The 15819-nt window shown below is 70.9% G+C and carries 15 protein-coding genes; 9 read left to right on the top strand and 6 right to left on the bottom strand.

Annotated elements, in window-relative coordinates:
- Nucleotides 1–346: 346 nt before the first annotated feature.
- From MKK64_RS14715 to MKK64_RS14675, 9 genes are all read left to right on the top strand, one after another.
- Nucleotides 347–1207, top strand: coding sequence for an NADP-dependent methylenetetrahydromethanopterin/methylenetetrahydrofolate dehydrogenase (locus MKK64_RS14715; protein WP_243935669.1), 861 nt, complete (start codon nt 347–349; stop codon nt 1205–1207).
- Between the two features lie 17 nt (nt 1208–1224).
- A complete protein-coding gene (gene fchA, locus MKK64_RS14710; RefSeq protein WP_243935668.1) occupies nt 1225–1851 on the top strand; it encodes a methenyltetrahydrofolate cyclohydrolase in 627 nt (208 codons plus the stop codon).
- 243 nt (nt 1852–2094) lie between these two features.
- The gene (locus MKK64_RS14705; RefSeq protein WP_243935666.1) at nt 2095–3267 is read left to right on the top strand and encodes a malate--CoA ligase subunit beta; all 1173 of its coding nucleotides are present in this window, start codon (nt 2095–2097) and stop codon (nt 3265–3267) included.
- Nucleotides 3268–3296: 29 nt separating this feature from the next.
- Complete coding sequence (gene sucD, locus MKK64_RS14700; protein WP_147726362.1) at nt 3297–4187, top strand: succinate--CoA ligase subunit alpha; 891 nt, start codon at nt 3297–3299, stop codon at nt 4185–4187.
- A gap of 179 nt (nt 4188–4366) precedes the next feature.
- On the top strand, nt 4367–7126 hold the full coding sequence (locus MKK64_RS14695; protein ID WP_243935665.1) for a phosphoenolpyruvate carboxylase: 2760 nt from the start codon (nt 4367–4369) through the stop codon (nt 7124–7126).
- A gap of 140 nt (nt 7127–7266) precedes the next feature.
- A complete protein-coding gene (locus MKK64_RS14690) occupies nt 7267–8241 on the top strand; it encodes an HpcH/HpaI aldolase/citrate lyase family protein (RefSeq protein WP_147726364.1) in 975 nt (324 codons plus the stop codon).
- Between the two features lie 176 nt (nt 8242–8417).
- On the top strand, nt 8418–8852 hold the full coding sequence (locus tag MKK64_RS14685; protein ID WP_147726365.1) for a GlcG/HbpS family heme-binding protein: 435 nt from the start codon (nt 8418–8420) through the stop codon (nt 8850–8852).
- Nucleotides 8853–9140: 288 nt separating this feature from the next.
- The gene (locus MKK64_RS14680; protein ID WP_243935664.1) at nt 9141–9860 is read left to right on the top strand and encodes a cache domain-containing protein; all 720 of its coding nucleotides are present in this window, start codon (nt 9141–9143) and stop codon (nt 9858–9860) included.
- Between the two features lie 95 nt (nt 9861–9955).
- Nucleotides 9956–10132 carry a hypothetical protein gene (locus MKK64_RS14675; RefSeq protein ID WP_187274652.1) on the top strand — a complete coding sequence of 59 codons (177 nt, stop codon included), beginning with the start codon at nt 9956–9958 and terminating at the stop codon, nt 10130–10132.
- Between the two features lie 112 nt (nt 10133–10244).
- Here the strand turns inward: MKK64_RS14675 and MKK64_RS14670 are convergent, their stop codons facing one another.
- The 6 genes from MKK64_RS14670 to MKK64_RS14645 all read right to left on the bottom strand — a co-directional run bounded on the left by MKK64_RS14670 (nt 10245) and on the right by MKK64_RS14645 (nt 15565).
- The gene (locus MKK64_RS14670; RefSeq protein WP_243935663.1) at nt 10245–10646 is read right to left on the bottom strand and encodes a hypothetical protein; all 402 of its coding nucleotides are present in this window, start codon (nt 10644–10646) and stop codon (nt 10245–10247) included.
- Between the two features lie 117 nt (nt 10647–10763).
- The gene (locus MKK64_RS14665; protein ID WP_243935662.1) at nt 10764–10970 is read right to left on the bottom strand and encodes a hypothetical protein; all 207 of its coding nucleotides are present in this window, start codon (nt 10968–10970) and stop codon (nt 10764–10766) included.
- 145 nt (nt 10971–11115) lie between these two features.
- A complete protein-coding gene (locus MKK64_RS14660) occupies nt 11116–11910 on the bottom strand; it encodes a formylmethanofuran dehydrogenase subunit C (protein ID WP_243935661.1) in 795 nt (264 codons plus the stop codon).
- Nucleotides 11907–12860 (bottom strand): formylmethanofuran--tetrahydromethanopterin N-formyltransferase, encoded by a 954-nt coding sequence (gene fhcD / locus MKK64_RS14655; protein ID WP_243935660.1) that lies wholly within the window; start codon nt 12858–12860, stop codon nt 11907–11909. Before fhcD ends, MKK64_RS14660 begins: the two co-directional genes overlap by 4 nt.
- Nucleotides 12861–12893: 33 nt before the next feature.
- Entirely contained in the window at nt 12894–14537 is a 1644-nt protein-coding gene (locus tag MKK64_RS14650) for a formylmethanofuran dehydrogenase subunit A (RefSeq protein ID WP_243935658.1), read from the bottom strand.
- Nucleotides 14537–15565 carry a formyltransferase gene (locus MKK64_RS14645; RefSeq protein ID WP_243935656.1) on the bottom strand — a complete coding sequence of 343 codons (1029 nt, stop codon included), beginning with the start codon at nt 15563–15565 and terminating at the stop codon, nt 14537–14539. Before MKK64_RS14645 ends, MKK64_RS14650 begins: the two co-directional genes overlap by 1 nt.
- Nucleotides 15566–15819 lie beyond the last annotated feature (254 nt).

The raw sequence follows: 15819 nt of genomic DNA, 5'->3' as shown, positions 1-15819 counted from the left end.
GGGGACCCTGGGCGCAGCCGTGGAAGCCGGGCCCCAGGGGCGGAGCCGCCTCGGCGGTGGGGGGCCCGGCCCGCCCAAAAACCGCAAAACTCCGTTGCCACCAGACCGCGCAGACCCGACTCGGCCCACCCAACGCGCCCGGGGCAGCCAAGGAGGGGGTGCGTACCCTGCCCAACCGTCCGTCGACAAAGGCCAGGGCTTCGGACGCCGCAAGGCCCAGGACCTGGGCCAGGTCGAAACCCCCCCTCCCCCGCAGGGGGGAGGGAAGGCTGAGCGACCGACGAGCCCGAACCCAATTACCAACACGAACGCCATCCGCGCCGAGACGCGGGCGAGAGGACGCACCATGAAGAAGCTTCTGTTCCTGTTCGACACCGATGCGATGCCGTCCGTGTTCGACACCGTCGTCGGCTACGACGGCGGCGCCGACCACATCACCGGCTACGGCGGCGTGACGCCCGAGAACGTCGGCGCGCTCGTCGACGGCACGATCTACACCCGCGGCGGCTCGGAGAAGAAGTCGACGGCGATCTTCGTCGGCGGCGGCAACATGGCGGCCGGCGAGGCGGTGCTCGAGGCGGTGAAGAAGCGCTTCTTCGGCCCGTTCCGCGTCTCGACCATGCTCGATTCCAACGGCTCGAACACCACCGCCGCCGCCGGCGTCGCTCTGGTGGCGAAGGCCGCCGGCTCTCTGGAGGGCAAGAAGGCCGTGGTGCTCGCCGGCACCGGCCCGGTCGGCATGCGCTCGGCGGCCCTGCTCGCCCAGGAGGGCGCCGAGGTCGTCCTCGCCGCCCGTCAGCTCGACCGCGCGCAGGCGGCGGCAGACGCCGTCAACAAGCGCTTCGGCGTCGCCGTGACGGCGGCCGCGACCCCGGACGAGGCCTCGCGCGCCGAGATCGTCAAGGGCAAGAACCTGGTGTTCTCGGCCGGCGCCATCGGCATCGAGCTGCTGCCAGAGTCGGCCTGGAAGGACGAGGCCTCGATCGAGTTCGTTGCCGACTACAACGCCCAGCCGCCGCTCGGCTTCGGCGGCATCGACGCCATAGACAAGGGCAAGGACCGGCACGGCAAGAAGTCGTTCGGCGCACTGGGCATCGGCGGCCTGAAGCTGAAGCTCCATCGCGCCTGCGTCGGCCAGCTCTTCGACAGCACCGAGCAGGTGCTGGATGCCGAGGAGATCTACGCGCTCGCCAAGAAGATGGCCTGAACGGGGGAGTGGGGCGCATGGCCGAGCACGATACGATCGCGACCTTCCTCGACGGGTTGGCCAGCGCCGCCCCGACCCCCGGCGGCGGCGGTGCCGCCGCCATTTCCGGCGCCATGGGCGCGGCCCTGGTCTCGATGGTGTGCAACCTCACCATCGGCAAGAAGAAGTACGTCGAGGTCGAGGCCGAGCTGAAGGACATGCTCGTCCAGTCCGAGGCGCTGCGGGCGCAGCTCACCGGCATGATCGCCGAGGACGTCGCCGCCTTCGACGCGGTGATGGGGGCCTACGGGCTGCCCAAGGCCACCGACGACGAGAAGGCGGTCCGCGCCGAGCGGATCCAGGCGGCGCTGAAGGTGGCGACCGACGTGCCGCTCGCCTGCTGCCGCGCCTGCCGCGCGGTGATCGACCTCGCCGAGGTGGTCGCCGACAAGGGCAACCTCAACGTCATCTCGGATGCCGGCGTCGCCGTGCTCTCGGCCCATGCCGGCCTGCGCAGCGCGGCGCTGAACGTCTACGTCAATGCCAAGGGCCTCGACGACCGCGATTTCGCGCAGGCGCGCCTGATCGAGCTCGAGGCGCTGCTCGGCGATGCCGGCCCGCTCAACGAGAAGGTCTACGACGTGGTCAAGGCCAAGGTGAGCTGACGCGAAGCCCGTAGGCGGTCCCCGATCGGCGGCGATCGGGGACCGCCGACGGGCGAATTGCGAAGTCGGGAAACGATCGTCGTTAGAAGATTGTGCGACGCAACAAGAAGACCGCAAGCATTCCTTCGCCGATCAAGGCGAACTCAACGAGAATGCAAAAAAATTTAATGCGACACTGCTCTCCCCCAAAGTAAAATGAGGGCGTAGAAACGCAGCCAAGAACAGTACCGAAGGAGGCGCCCGATGGACGTGCACGAGTATCAGGCCAAGGAGCTGCTCGCGAGCTTCGGCGTCGCGGTTCCCAAGGGCGCCGTCGCCTTCAGCGCCGATCAGGCCGTCTATGCCGCGACCGAGCTCGGCGGCTCGTTCTGGGCGGTTAAGGCCCAGATCCATGCAGGCGCCCGCGGCAAGGCCGGCGGGATCAAGCTGTGCCGAACCTACAACGAGGTTCGCGATGCCGCCCGCGAGCTGCTCGGCAAGCGCCTCGTCACCCTGCAGACCGGGCCCGAGGGCAAGCCGGTGCAGCGGGTCTACGTCGAGACCGCCGACCCGTTCGAGCGCGAGCTGTATCTCGGCTACGTCCTCGACCGGAAGGCCGAGCGCGTCCGCGTGATCGCCTCTCAGCGCGGCGGCATGGACATCGAGGAGATCGCGGCCAGCGAGCCCGAGGCGCTGATCCAGGTGGTGGTCGAGCCGGCCGTCGGCCTGCAGCAGTTCCAGGCCCGCGAGATCGCGTTCCAGCTCGGCCTCAACATCAAGCAGGTCTCGGCCGCGGTGAAGACGATCATGAACGCCTACCGGGCGTTCCGCGACTGCGACGGCACCATGCTGGAGATCAACCCGCTCGTCGTCACCAAGGACGACCGCGTGCTGGCGCTCGACGCCAAGATGTCGTTCGACGACAACGCGATGTTCCGCCGCCGCAACATCGCCGACATGCACGACCCGTCGCAGGGCGACCCGCGCGAGGCCCAGGCCGCCGAGCACAACCTCAGCTACATCGGGCTCGAGGGCGAGATCGGCTGCATCGTCAACGGCGCCGGCCTCGCCATGGCGACCATGGACATGATCAAGCACGCGGGCGGCGAGCCGGCGAACTTCCTCGACGTCGGCGGCGGCGCGAGCCCCGAGCGCGTCGCCACCGCCTTCCGCCTCGTCCTGTCGGACGCGAACGTGAAGGCGATCCTCGTCAACATCTTCGCCGGCATCAACCGCTGCGACTGGGTCGCGGAGGGCGTGGTCCAGGCGGCGCGCGAGGTGAAGATCGAGGTGCCGCTGATCGTCCGGCTCGCCGGCACGAACGTCGAGGCCGGGCAGCGCATCCTGGCCGAGAGCGGGCTCGACCTGATCACCGCCGAGACCCTGTCGGAGGCCGCGCGCAAGGCCGTCGAGGCCTGCAACGGCACCAAGCACTGACGTCCGTGAGATAAGCGAAGGATACCGCCATGAGCATTCTCATCGACGAGACCACCCCGATCATCGTCCAGGGCATCACCGGCGACAAGGGCACCTTCCACGCCAAGGAGATGAAGGATTACGGCGCCAACGTCGTCGGCGGCGTCACCCCCGGCAAGGGCGGCAAGACCCATCTCGGCCTGCCGGTGTTCAACACCGTCAAGGACGCCGTCGAGGCGACGGGCGCCACCACCTCGATCACCTTCGTCGCCCCGCCCTTCGCCGCGGACGCGATCATGGAGGCGGCCGATGCCGGGCTGAAGCTGGTCTGCTCGATCACCGACGGCATCCCGGCCCAGGACATGATGCGGGTGAAGCGCTACCTGATGCGCTACCCCAAGGACCGCCGCACCATGGTGGTCGGCCCCAACTGCGCCGGCATCATCTCGCCCGGCAAGTCGATGCTCGGCATCATGCCGCCGCACATCTACCTGAAGGGCAACGTCGGCGTGATCTCGCGCTCGGGGACGCTCGGCTACGAGGCCGCCTCGCAGATGAAGGCGCACGGCATCGGCATCTCGACCTCGGTCGGCATTGGCGGCGACCCGATCAACGGCTCGTCCTTCCTCGACCACCTCGCGCTGTTCGAGCAGGACCCGGAGACCGCGGCCGTGCTGATGATCGGCGAGATCGGCGGCCCGCAGGAGGCCGAGGCCGCGGCCTGGATCAAGGCGAACTTCTCGAAGCCCGTGATCGGCTTCGTCGCCGGGCTCACGGCGCCGAAGGGCCGCCGCATGGGCCATGCCGGCGCGATCATCTCGGCCACCGGCGACAGCGCGGCCGAGAAGGCCGAGATCATGCGGTCCTACGGGCTGACCGTGGCGCCCGATCCCGGCTCGTTCGGCGACACCGTCGCCGAGGTGATGCGGCGGGCGGCGTAGCGCCCGAAGCGCGAACCTGAAGCGCGGGTCCCCTCTCCCGTTCGGGAGAGGGACAGGGTGAGGGGCGTGACCTCTCCGGAATGACCTAGCCCCTCACCCCAACCCTCTCCCGCTCGGGAGAGGGGGCCGCGCGGTGCCACCCCCGCCAAAACGATATCCGCCCCAGGTGGCTTGATCCGATGCCAAAGACCCTTCACGCCTCCCTCGGCCATGCCGACGAGAACGCCTTCGCGCCGCCGGTGATCACCGGCACCTCGTCGAAGGAAGCCCTCGACATCCTGTTCCACGCGCTGCTCGACGTGGCGCGGCGGCACGAGCCGGAGCTGGAGGCCGTGCTGCACGGCACCGCCGACATCTCGACCTTCACGCCCGAGATGCTGGCCCGCGCGCTCCAGGTGCAGGGCATCTGGTTCCAGCTGCTGTCGATCGCCGAGCAGAACGTCGCCATGCGCCGGCGCCGGCACGTCGAGCGCACGGAGGGCCGCTCGGCCCTCGGCGGGTCCTTCGCCAAGGTGCTGGCGGAAGCCTCGGCCGGCGGCATCCCCGCGCCGCAGATCCATGCCCTGCTGAAGGACCTGCGCATCCGCCCGACGATCACCGCCCACCCGACCGAGGGCAAGCGCGTGACCGTGCTGGAGAAGTTCCGGCGCATCTACCTCGTGCTGCGCGAGCTCGAGTTGCCGCGCTGGACTACGCGCGAGCGCAACGGTCTGATGAACGAGCTGCGCGACCAGATCGAGCTGGTCTGGATGACCGGCGAGCTGCACCTCGAGAAGGCCACCGTCGAGCGCGAGGTCTCCTGGGGCCTGCACTTCTTCGACGAGACCTTGTTCGAGATGCTGCCGGAGGTGGTCTACTCGCTCGAGGAATCGCTGGCGCAGTACTACCCGGACGAGAAGTTCGAGGTGCCGGCCTTCTTTCAGTTCGGCTCCTGGATCGGCGGCGACCGCGACGGCAATCCCTACGTCACCGCCAGCGTCACCCGCGAGACGCTGAAGTGGAACGCGCTCGCCTCGCTCAGGCGCTACCGCGACGGCGTGCTTCATCTCGGCCGGGTGCTGTCGCTCACCGAGCGCTCGATGCCGGTGCCCGAGACCTTCCGGGCCGAGCTGGCCCGGGCCCTGTCCGAGAGCGGCGACGCCAAGGCGATCGCCGGCCGCAACCCCGGCGAGGCCTATCGCCAGTACCTGTCCTGCATCCTGCGCAAGATCGAGGCGACGATCCGGCGCAACGAGGGCGGCCGCACGAGCGGGCCGGACTACCCGAGCGCCGACGGGCTGATCAACGACCTGCGCACCCTGGAGCAGGGCCTCGCGGACGCCAAGTGCACCTCGCTCGCCACCGACCTCGTGCGGCCGGTGCGGCGCATGGTCGAGATCTTCCGGTTCTCCACCGTCCGCCTCGACCTGCGCGAGAACACCACCCGCACCACGAAGACGCTGCACGCGCTCTACGCCCGCCAGAGCGGCGGCAAGGCGCCGCCGGACCTTGAGTCGCCCGAGTGGAAGGCCTGGCTCGTCGCCGAGCTGGCGCGGCCGCGGACCGGCGAAACCTCGTTCGAGGGCCTGCCGGACGACGCCCGCGAGACCCTGGCCACCTTCGCGCTCGTCGGCGAGATGCGCGACACCCTCGACCGCGAGGCGTTCGGCGCCTTCGTCCTGTCGATGACCCGCTCGGTGCCCGACATCCTCGGCGCCTACCTGCTGGCCAAGGAGGCCGGCCTCTACCTCGACGCCGCCGGCACCGAGATCTGCCCGCTGCCGATCGTGCCGCTGTTCGAGACCATCGAGGACCTGCGCGCCGCGCCGGCGATCATGAAGGAGCTCGTCGGCATCCCGGTGGTCCGCCGCTCCACCCGCTGGCAGGGGGGCGTGCAGGAGGTGATGATCGGCTACTCGGATTCGAACAAGGACGGCGGCTTCGTCGCCTCGAACTGGGAGCTGTACAAGGCGCAGGCGAAGCTGACGGCGCTCGGCAAGGAAGCCGGCGTGCCGATCGCGTTCTTCCACGGGCGCGGCGGCTCGGTGAGCCGCGGCGGCGTGCCGACCCAGCGCGGGATCGACGCGCAGCCGCCCGGCTCGATCAACGGCCGCTTCCGCACCACCGAGCAGGGCGAGGTGGTCTCGTTCAAGTACGCCAACCGCGGCACCGCCGCCTACCAGATGGAGCTGCTGGCGGCCTCCGTGTTCGAGCACGCGCTGCAATCCGAGCGGCAGCGCGCGAACCAGCCCCGGCACGAGTTCGACGATGCGCTGGAGGCGCTGTCCGGCGCCTCGCGCGCGGCCTACGTCAACCTGCTCCAGGCCGACGGCCTCGTGGACTACTTCCAGGCCGCGAGCCCGCTCGACGAGATCGCGCTGCTCAACATCGGCTCGCGCCCGGCGCGGCGCTTCGGGGCGAAGTCGCTGAGCGACCTGCGCGCGATTCCCTGGGTGTTCGCGTGGTCGCAGAACCGACACGTCGTCACCGGCTGGTACGGCGTCGGCTCCGGCATCCGCAGCTTCCTCGACGTGCGCGGCGACCAGGGCGAAGCGCTGCTCAAGCGCCTGTTCCAGGAATGCCGGCTGTTCCGCCTGATCCTCGACGAGGTCGAGAAGACGCTGCTCATGGTCGATCTCGGCATCGCCCGGGATTACGCCGGCCTCGTCGCCGACCCGGAGATCCGCGACCGCATCTTCGGGATGATCGAAGCCGAGTACGCGCTGACGCGCGAGATGGTGCTGCGGATCACCGGCGGGCGGGAGCTGGCCGAGCGCGCGCCGCTGTTCCGCGACCGTCTCACCGGCCGCCTGCCGACGATCAACCAGGTCGGCCGCGAGCAGGTCGAGCTGCTGCGCCGGTTCCGCGCCGAGACCGACGAGGACAAGCGCGAGGCGGTGAAATCCGCGCTCCTGCTCTCGATCAACTGCATCGCCGTCGGCTTCGGTGCGACCGGCTGATGCAAACGTATCGCCTAGGCCTGTCGCCGAGAACGCGCAGGCCCATGTTGAAACCGACGGTTCGGGCGGCCTAGCTGAGCCCGCGCTCTGACGGCGGCACCGCAAGCCGCTCGACTTCCCAGGGAAACAGGAGACCCCCCATGAGCTTCACCCTCGTCCAGCAGGCCACCCCGCGGCTCCACCGCTCCGAACTCGCGGTGCCGGGCTCGAACCCGACCTTCATGGAGAAGTCGGCCACCTCGAACGCCGACGTGATCTTCCTCGACCTCGAGGACGCGGTCGCGCCGGACGACAAGGAGAAGGCCCGCACCAACATCATCGCTGCCCTCAACGATATCGATTGGGGCTCGAAGACCATGATGATCCGCATCAACGGTCTCGACACCCACTACATGTACCGCGACGTGGTCGACATCGTCGAAGCCTGTCCGCGCCTCGACATGATCCTGATCCCGAAGGTCGGCGTGCCGGCCGACGTCTACGCCATCGACGTGCTGGTGACGCAGATCGAGCAGGCCAAGAAGCGCGAGAAGAAGCTCGGCTTCGAGGTGCTGATCGAGACCGCGCTCGGCATGGCCAACGTCGAGGCGATCGCGACCTCCTCGAAGCGCCTCGAGGCGATGTCCTTCGGCGTCGCCGACTACGCCGCGTCCTGCCGCGCCCGCGCCCAGGTCATCGGCGGGGTGAACCCCGATTACAGCGTGCTCACCGACAAGGACGAGAGCGGCAAGCGCGAGACCCACTGGCAGGATCCGTGGCTGTTCGCCCAGCAGCGCATGCTGGTGGCCTGCCGCGCCTACGGCCTGCGCCCGATCGACGGCCCGTTCGGCGACTTCTCCGATCCCGACGGCTACACCTCCGCGGCCCGGCGCTGCGCGTCGGCCGGCTACGAGGGCAAGTGGGCGATCCACCCCTCGCAGATCGACCTCGCCAACGAGGTGTTCACCCCGTCCGAGGCCGAGGTCACCAAGGCGCGCCGCATCCTCGTGGCGATGGAAGAGGCCGCCAAGGCCGGCCGCGGCGCCGTCTCCCTCGATGGCCGCCTGATCGACATCGCCTCGATCCGCATGGCCGAGGCGCTGATCGAGAAGGCCAACGCGATGTCGGCCAAGTAGGCCGGCAGAGGCAGGCCGACCGACGCGATCGATCCGCGGCCGCCCCAGGGACATCCGGGGCGGCCGTCCTTGTTCTCGGCACCGGGCGCAACCTCGGCCGTTGTCGATCGGTATCCCCGCCGAGGCTGCGGGGACGACGCGCCCCGGTCCGGCGGCGCCATCAGGGAGATGACACCATGCACGTCACCATCGAGCAGGCGGAGACCGCGATCGCCGCCGCCAAAGCCAAGGCCGCCGAACTCGGCACGCAGATGTGCATCGCCGTCGTCGATTCCGGCGGAAACCTGAAGGCGTTCTACCGCATGGACGGCGCCTGGGTCGGCTCGATCGACATCGCCCAGAAGAAGGCCAAGACCTCGGTGTTCTTCGGCATGATGACCGGACAGATCGGCGCGCTGTCGCAGCCGGGCGGCCCGCTCTACGGCATCGAGCACTCGAACGACGGGCTGATCACCTTCCCCGGCGGCATCCCGATCGTCGACGCGGACGGCGAGATGTCGGGCGCCATCGGCGTCAGCGGCTCGACCGTGGAGAACGACCACGTGGTGGCCGAGGCCGGCGCCAGCACGATCGGCAAGACCGAGCTGCCGGCCCACCCCTGGCGGACCTGAGCCGCGCCACGGCCACGCCGATGCCCGGCGCCGAGGGCGCGACCCGCGGACGGGTCGCGCCGCTTCGGCCCGCAGGAGATGCGCCGGCGCCGACGCGCGCCGGTCTACTGTTTTCGCGCGTTTCGAATGCTCAATTTCACGCTTGAAGATTCGACGAAATCGATGGAAGCTGCCGTCCATCCCGGCTGCTTCGACCATGACTTGTCGAGCCACGGATCCATCTGCAACGGACGTGCGCACGTCATGCCGCCGCGCGCGGGCCTTCGCTTGATCGTCGAGGCGCGACCGATGGCATTGCTTCGCTCCGTATTCGCTGCGTCCCTCCTCGCTGCGATCGGGTTGGCGGCGACGCCCCAGCCCGGGCGCGCCTGCGGCGACGGGGAGGCGCCGGTCTCCTGCGGCGATGCCGGCTCGGAAGCCTCCGCCAAGTGGATGCTGAAGCACGTCGTCGCGGCGATCGCGGCCGACGCGCCGGCGGCGCTCGCGCATTTCACCAAGGGGGAAGCGGGGTTCCGCACCGCCGACACCTACGTCTTCTGCGTCGGGCCGGACGGCGTGATGAGCGCGCATCCCAACCCGATCCTGCAGGGCCAGAACGTGCGCGACCTGCACGACAGCAACGGCACCTACTTCATCCGCCAGATGTTGGAGACGGCCAAGGCCGGCACGGTCGCCGAGATCCGCTACCTGTTCCCCAAACCGGGCAGCACCGTCGCGCTCCAGAAGACCACCTACTACACCCGCGCCGGCGACCAGGTGTGCGGCGTCGGCGTCTACGATTCGGACGGGGCCGGTCCGGCGGACAGCCCCGTCGCCCGGATGGCGCAGCTGCGCGACCGTCTCGACGCCGAGATGCCGCCGGCGCTGCGCGGGAACTGGACCGCCTTCCTCGAAGCGCTGAACGCCGAGACCGGCGCCAAGGCCGCGGCGATGGCGAAGGCGCGGGCCGGCCTGCAGGCGGCCGAGGCCGCGCTGGCGCCGCCCCCGCCGACCGCGCCGGACGACTGATGCGGGCCCGCGCGCGAGGAGGCCCGCACACCAACGGTTAAGCCTGTCGACCTATCACCGAGCATCCCTCATGCGTCGTGCCGGGAGAGGCGCCGTTGACCCGTGACCAAGTCGCCACCGCAATCCGGCGCCTCGCCGCCTCGCAGGTCGAGGACATCGAGCGTGCCGTCAAGGACGGGCACAAGACGATCGCGCTGAACGAGCTGGCGGACCTGAACCGCCAGCTCAAGGCCTTCGCCGCCGCCCTCAAGAAGGCGCCGGTTCGGGCGTGACGTCGATCCCGTGATCCCTGGATCGCAGGGTGACCGTCGACACGGCGGGACGTCGCGTTTTCCGCCACGGAGATCTCAGCCACCTCAGGCGGGGGCGTGCTCGCCCCCCGGGCTACCAGCGCGGGCCGCCCCAACCGCGATCCGGGATGTCGACCGGCGGCCGCGGCGGGTGATTGAAGACGACCGGGCGATGCGGGCCGGCATCGTATCCGCCCGGCTCGTCGCAGACCCGGACACGGCGCACCACCTCCTCGCCATAGGCGTCGATGCGGCGCTTCACGAAGCTGCGGCAGCGCTCGGGCGGCTCGAAATCCGGGCCGGCGGTGAAGCGCGGGCGGCGGAAGGGCGGCTCGGGCGGGGGCGGGGGCGGCTCCCGGTGGGCGTAGCCGCCGTATTCCGGCTGCGGCGGCGGATAGGGCCCGTCGAAATCGGCGGCCCGCGCGGCGCCGGCGAAGGCATGCCCCGCGAGGACGAGCGCGCAGAACCCGGAAAGACGGAAACGGTGGAGCGACACGACATGTCCTCGCGCAGTGCGTGGCCGGCGGCCATCGAAGCCCGGAGGATGATCGAAGGAGGCTGAACCGTTCGCGAGCGGACGCGTCGGGATCCGTTCAGCTTCGGTCCGCGGCGGTCACAGGTCCTTCGGCACCGTGCCGCGCACGGCACAGCGCCACTTCGCGACGTGGAGGTCGGGGTGCACCGCCTGCCATTCGGCGAGGACGCTCTGGGCGTGGCGCAGGCAGATGAACGGGTTGCTGCCCTCGTAGGACATCGGGATCTGGTCGTCGTGGCACTGCGTCGGTTGCGACAGCAGGCAGGCGGACAGCAGGATCAGCATCGGCAGGACGTCCTCGCAGGGTCCCGGCTCCGCGGCCGGGTTGAGAGGATCTTAAGACGACGCCGAGGTCCGTGGGAAGTGATGCGGCGAGGACGGCACGTGAGCCTGCCTCCCCCCCCACTGCGAGGGGAGGCAGGAGCGGCTCTCAGGCCGCCGCCCAGATCTCGCCCTTGGCGATCGTCGCGAGGTCGCCGGAATAGCGCCGCAGCGGGCCGGCGGCGATCTCGGCGTGGCGCGGGCTCAGGGTCTTGAGCGAGCGCGCCAGCAGCCGCAGGAAGACGAGGTCGTGCTCGCCGGTCTCGACGAAGGTCGGCGTCAGGCGCCCGTGGCTGCCGAGGAGGAGCGTGCCGCGGCGCATGCCGTAGCCGGCGTCGTCGCCGACGGACCCGGCGGCGATCGTGCCGGCGATCATCCGCGAGCCGGCGTAATCGCCCGCGCGCTCGACCAGGATTAGCCCGCGCCGCATGCGGTCGCCGAGATGGCGGCCGGCGGTGCCCTTGATGACCAGCGTCGCGCCGTCGAGCCCGGCCTTGGCCGCGTAGACCGCGCCGCCGGCGTAATCGCCGGCATCGCCCGCGATGGTGATGGTGCCGCCGGTGGCGCCGGTGCCGGCGAACGGGCCGGCCGTGCCGGTGACGGTCAACGTGCCGCCGGCCATGCCCTCGCCGAGGCGCTGGCCGACGTCGCCGACGACGTGGATCGTGCCGGTCGCGAGCGCGCCGCCGACGCGGTCGAGCCGCTCGTGGCCGCCCTCGATGGTCAGGCTGTCGCCGCCGTCGAGCGACACCTGGAAGCAGTCGCCGAGCACCAGGCCGCGCCGGGTGGTGCCGATCGGCAGGCGCTCGGCCTCGGCCGGCGAAAGCGCGGCCAGGGTCGCCGGCGCGATGTTGAGGAAGTCGAGGCGCTCGGGGGGCGCCTGCCGCAGGGAGAGGACGCTCACGCTACGGTCTCCTTCGCGGCGGGTTTCTTGTCGAGCAGGTCGCGCAGGCGGTAGTGGTGCCGCCCGAGGTTGCCGCCGTAATTGCCTGCGGTGACCGCGACGAGGCCGTGCTGCGCGCCGATCTCGGTCGCGGCGTGGAGCGCCGCCCGCATCGAATCGGAGACGCCCTGCGAGGTCAGCGCGTCGATGACGATCTCCAGGACCACGCCGCATTCGGGCGGCAGGGCCGAGCCGGCCCGGCCTTTCAGCGTCGGGCAGTAGGCGTCGTTGGTCGAGGCCATCATGCCCTTGGTGCGGCCGCCGACCTTCGAGCCGGAGCGGACGATGCCGCCGGGGAAGGGCAGGATCGCCCCGGGGATGGCCTTGGCAGCCTCCACGGCGACCTCGGCCACCGTCAGCGTCTCGGCGTGGGTGCGGCCGAGGAACAGCAGGTTGCCGCCGCCGACCGCGCCGTCGACCGCGCGCACGGAATCCTCGCACAGGAACTCGCCGTCCATCACCGGGATGCGCCAGTAGCGCCGCATCCTGCCGGTGTGGTCCGGCAGGCGCTTGGCGATGGCGAAACCATCGCCGAAGTAGCGGATCGCGCCGCCGAGCTTGATCTTGGTCGGCCCCTCGACGCCGGCGAAGCACGCCGTCCCGGGGCAGGTGAGGATGCACTGCCCGACGCGCTTCAGCAGCTGCTCCTTGAGCCCGTTCGGCTCGAAGCCGAACAGCAGGATGCGCACGCCCGGGCGCCCGTCCGGCGTCTCCTCGGGCGACAGCTCGGCGTCGATCCCGGCCTCGGCGCCGCAGCCGATCACCGAGGTGGCGAAGCCGGTCATCGTCGTGGCAGCGATCATCGCCCACTTCGCGGTGTCGTTGGTGACGACGATCGCGGTGCCGGCGACGTCGAACGCCTCCGCGAAGGTGTCCTCGACGCGGATGCCGTTGAGGGTGAGGTCAGACATTCCGGTTCCCGTCCCTGGCGCAAAGCCGCTCGCTCATGCCCGGCATGCCACGTCCTCGAACACCTCGGCCTCGGGGAAGGCCGCGTCCGGCACGGCGAAGCTGTCGAGCCCCTGGCCGAACCGGTCCTGCAGGTAGGCGTCGGTGCGGCGCTCCATCGCCTTGTCGGACTCGACCGTGAGCGACAGCGAGCGGCCGACGTGCCAGTGCACGACCTCGCCGTCCTCGACGATCGCCACGCCGTCCTTGAGCACGAGCTTGGCGCTCGCAAACATCGCGGTGCGGTTCCTGTCCTCGCGGTAGACCGCGATGTCGGCGCGCGCGCCGGCGCGCAGGTGCCCGCGATCGGAAAGGCCGAGGAGCTTGGCCGGCCCCGAGCGGGTCAGCTCGGCGATCTCGGAGAAGGAGTATTCGCGCTCGATCTCGGGCAGCGACGAGCGCTCGCCGACGACCTTGGGCAGCGTCGCGATCTCGCGGTCGCGCTCCTCCTTGTCCATCAGCAGGTGGATGATGCGCGGATAGGCGGTGAACGGGCCGCCGTTCGGGTGGTCGGTGGTCAGGATCGTGCGCTCGGGCTCGTTCGAGAGCAGCATGATCTCGAGGCCGATCGCCCATTGCAGCGAGCTCGTCGGCCCGCGCGGCTTGTACAGGAACGGCACCACGCCGCCGCCCTCGGCATCGCCCGCGTTCAGCACCCACTTCTTCGGGTTGGCGCCCTTGCGGCCGCCGAACTGGCGCAGGATGTCCATCGAGACCGTGACGGTCTGGCCGAACACCACCTGCCCGATGTCGAGGGTCGCGTTCGGGTTCGCGTGCATTGCGTCGACGATGCGGCGCGCCGCCGAGCGGAAGCCGCCTGTGCCCGGATTCGCGGGGTCGGCCGCGCCGTAGGCGTAGAACTGGGCGTGGGCGAAGTGGATGCGCCGGCCCTCGGCCGCATCCAGCGTCTCGATGAAGCTGTCGTCGGCGCCGGGCAGCCCGAGGTTGTTGCAGTGGACGTGCAGCGGGTGCGGCACGCCGATCGCCTCGACCGCGTCGAGGAGCGAGCCCATGATCTTGCGGGTCGAGAGCCCGTAGACCGGGATCTCGTCGTCGAGGCTGAGCTTGAGCACGCCGTCCTTGAAGGCCGAGGCGCCGCCGGCGTTGATGCACTTGACCCCGAGCGCCCGGCTTTGCGCCACGTTGAGCGCCACGAGGTCGCGGACCGCGTCCCGGCTCTCGCCCGCGCGCAGCAGCTGCAGCAGCTGGTCGTCGTTGCCCATCACCGCGAGCGCGCCGCGGTCGAGCAGCGGGATGTCGGCCAATTCGAGCTGCGTCGCGAGCGCGTGGGTCGGCGGCATCGCCGGCTCGACCGCCGTGGTGTAGCCCATCTTGGCGTAGGCCGCGCCGATCCAGGCCGCCGCGCCGCCGGCATGGGCGAAGGGGTGGCCGTTCGGCGCCGTCTCGCTGACGTAGAGGTCGGGCAGCAGCAGCCGCGAGGTGATGACGTTGCCGCCGGCGATGTGCGAGTGCACCTCGACGCCGCCGGCCATCACCACGCAGCCCGTCGCGTCGACGGTGCGGTCGGGGGTGCGCTCGGAGGGGGCGACGACGCGGCCGTCCTCCACCCAGACGTCGCCGACGCCGTCGCGGCCGGCCGTCGGGTCGACCACCCGGCCGCCCTGGATCCGGATCAGCATCAGGAATCCTTCCCAGCGAAATGGTGTTCGATGCGGGCCAGCACGTCGGCGGCCGAAGCGCCGCCCCCCGTGCCGGGTCGGTAGGTGAGGGCACCGCGGCCCTCGTTCCAGAGGACGCCGCCGGCGCTCGCGCCGGGCACGCCGACCGCGATCACGACCTCGGCGGTGCCGGGGGCGGCCTCGAGGCTGCCCGCGCCGACGATCGCGATCGAGGGCAGGCCGCCGAGCCAGTCGGGGCGCGCGGCCGGAAGCGTCGAGAGCCACAGCGCGGCGTCGGCCTCGCCGGTCGAGACCTGCCGCGCGGCGTCGAAGCGCCAGGGATCGTGCTCGGGGACCTTGCGGCCGAAGCCGGTGCGCGGGGCCTGGCCCGTGGTCCAGGCCGCGACCTGCACCACCGAGCGGTCCTGGTCGGGGCCGCCGAGCGAGAGCGCGAAGCAGCGCGTGATCTCGTTCACGTCGCGCACCAGCCCCTGCACCGTCTCGACGCCGAGCTCGCCGAGCTCGGCTGGGTCGTAGAGCACCGCGCCGTACCGGGCGGCGTAGAGCGCGCGGGCGATCTCGTTGAGCGGGGTGGCGTCCTTGAGGTGCCCCTTGGCATGGGCGCGGAGCAGGCCGAGGTCGGAGGCCAGCGCCTGAGCGGATGCGCCGGCGACGGCGAGCACCTGGCGGTCGGCCCCGGCCGCGAGGCCGCGCACCGGCTTGCTGCCGCGCAGGGCCGAGGCAAGGGTGCTGGTGCCGGCCTTGGCGCCGACGACGAGCACCACGTCGGCCCGCCCCTGGACCTCGGCCGGCGTCGACGTCATCGCGCCGACGCGGCTGAGCGCTCCGAGGTCGGCGTAGGTGCCGGCGGCGCCCTGCGTATCGAGGGAGGCGCCGATCGTGCCAGCGAGGCGGTAGGCGGCGCGAATCGCGGCGACGTCGGCGTTCAGTCCGGCGAAGACCGGTGCATGCGCGGCGGCGAGCAGAGCGGCGGCGGCCGCGATGGCGCCCTCCGCATCGGTCGCGTCACCCTTCACCCAGGCTGTCATGCGTCCTCACCCGAACCGTTTCTTGAGGCGTCGCAGATCGTCGCCGTAAGACCGGGGAGGACGGCCGAAGGACCGTCGCAGCCGGAATGGCCTGCCCGGACGGGATGCGATCCCGACCCGGCGGCACTCGGAATGCCTGCGCTGGAGGGCACGTTTGCATCGCTCAGACGCCGCAGGCAACCCTGTCGCCGCGATTTGCGGCCGCTTCGCCCCGACAGGCGGTTGCCCGGCGGGGCGCCTCCATGGGAGAAGCC

The sequence above is a fragment of the Methylobacterium sp. E-025 genome (genome assembly GCF_022829705.1).
Taxonomy (GTDB): domain Bacteria; phylum Pseudomonadota; class Alphaproteobacteria; order Rhizobiales; family Beijerinckiaceae; genus Methylobacterium.
Note: the sequence above shows the minus strand (reverse complement) of the source record. Positions and strands in the feature narration are given on the sequence as shown.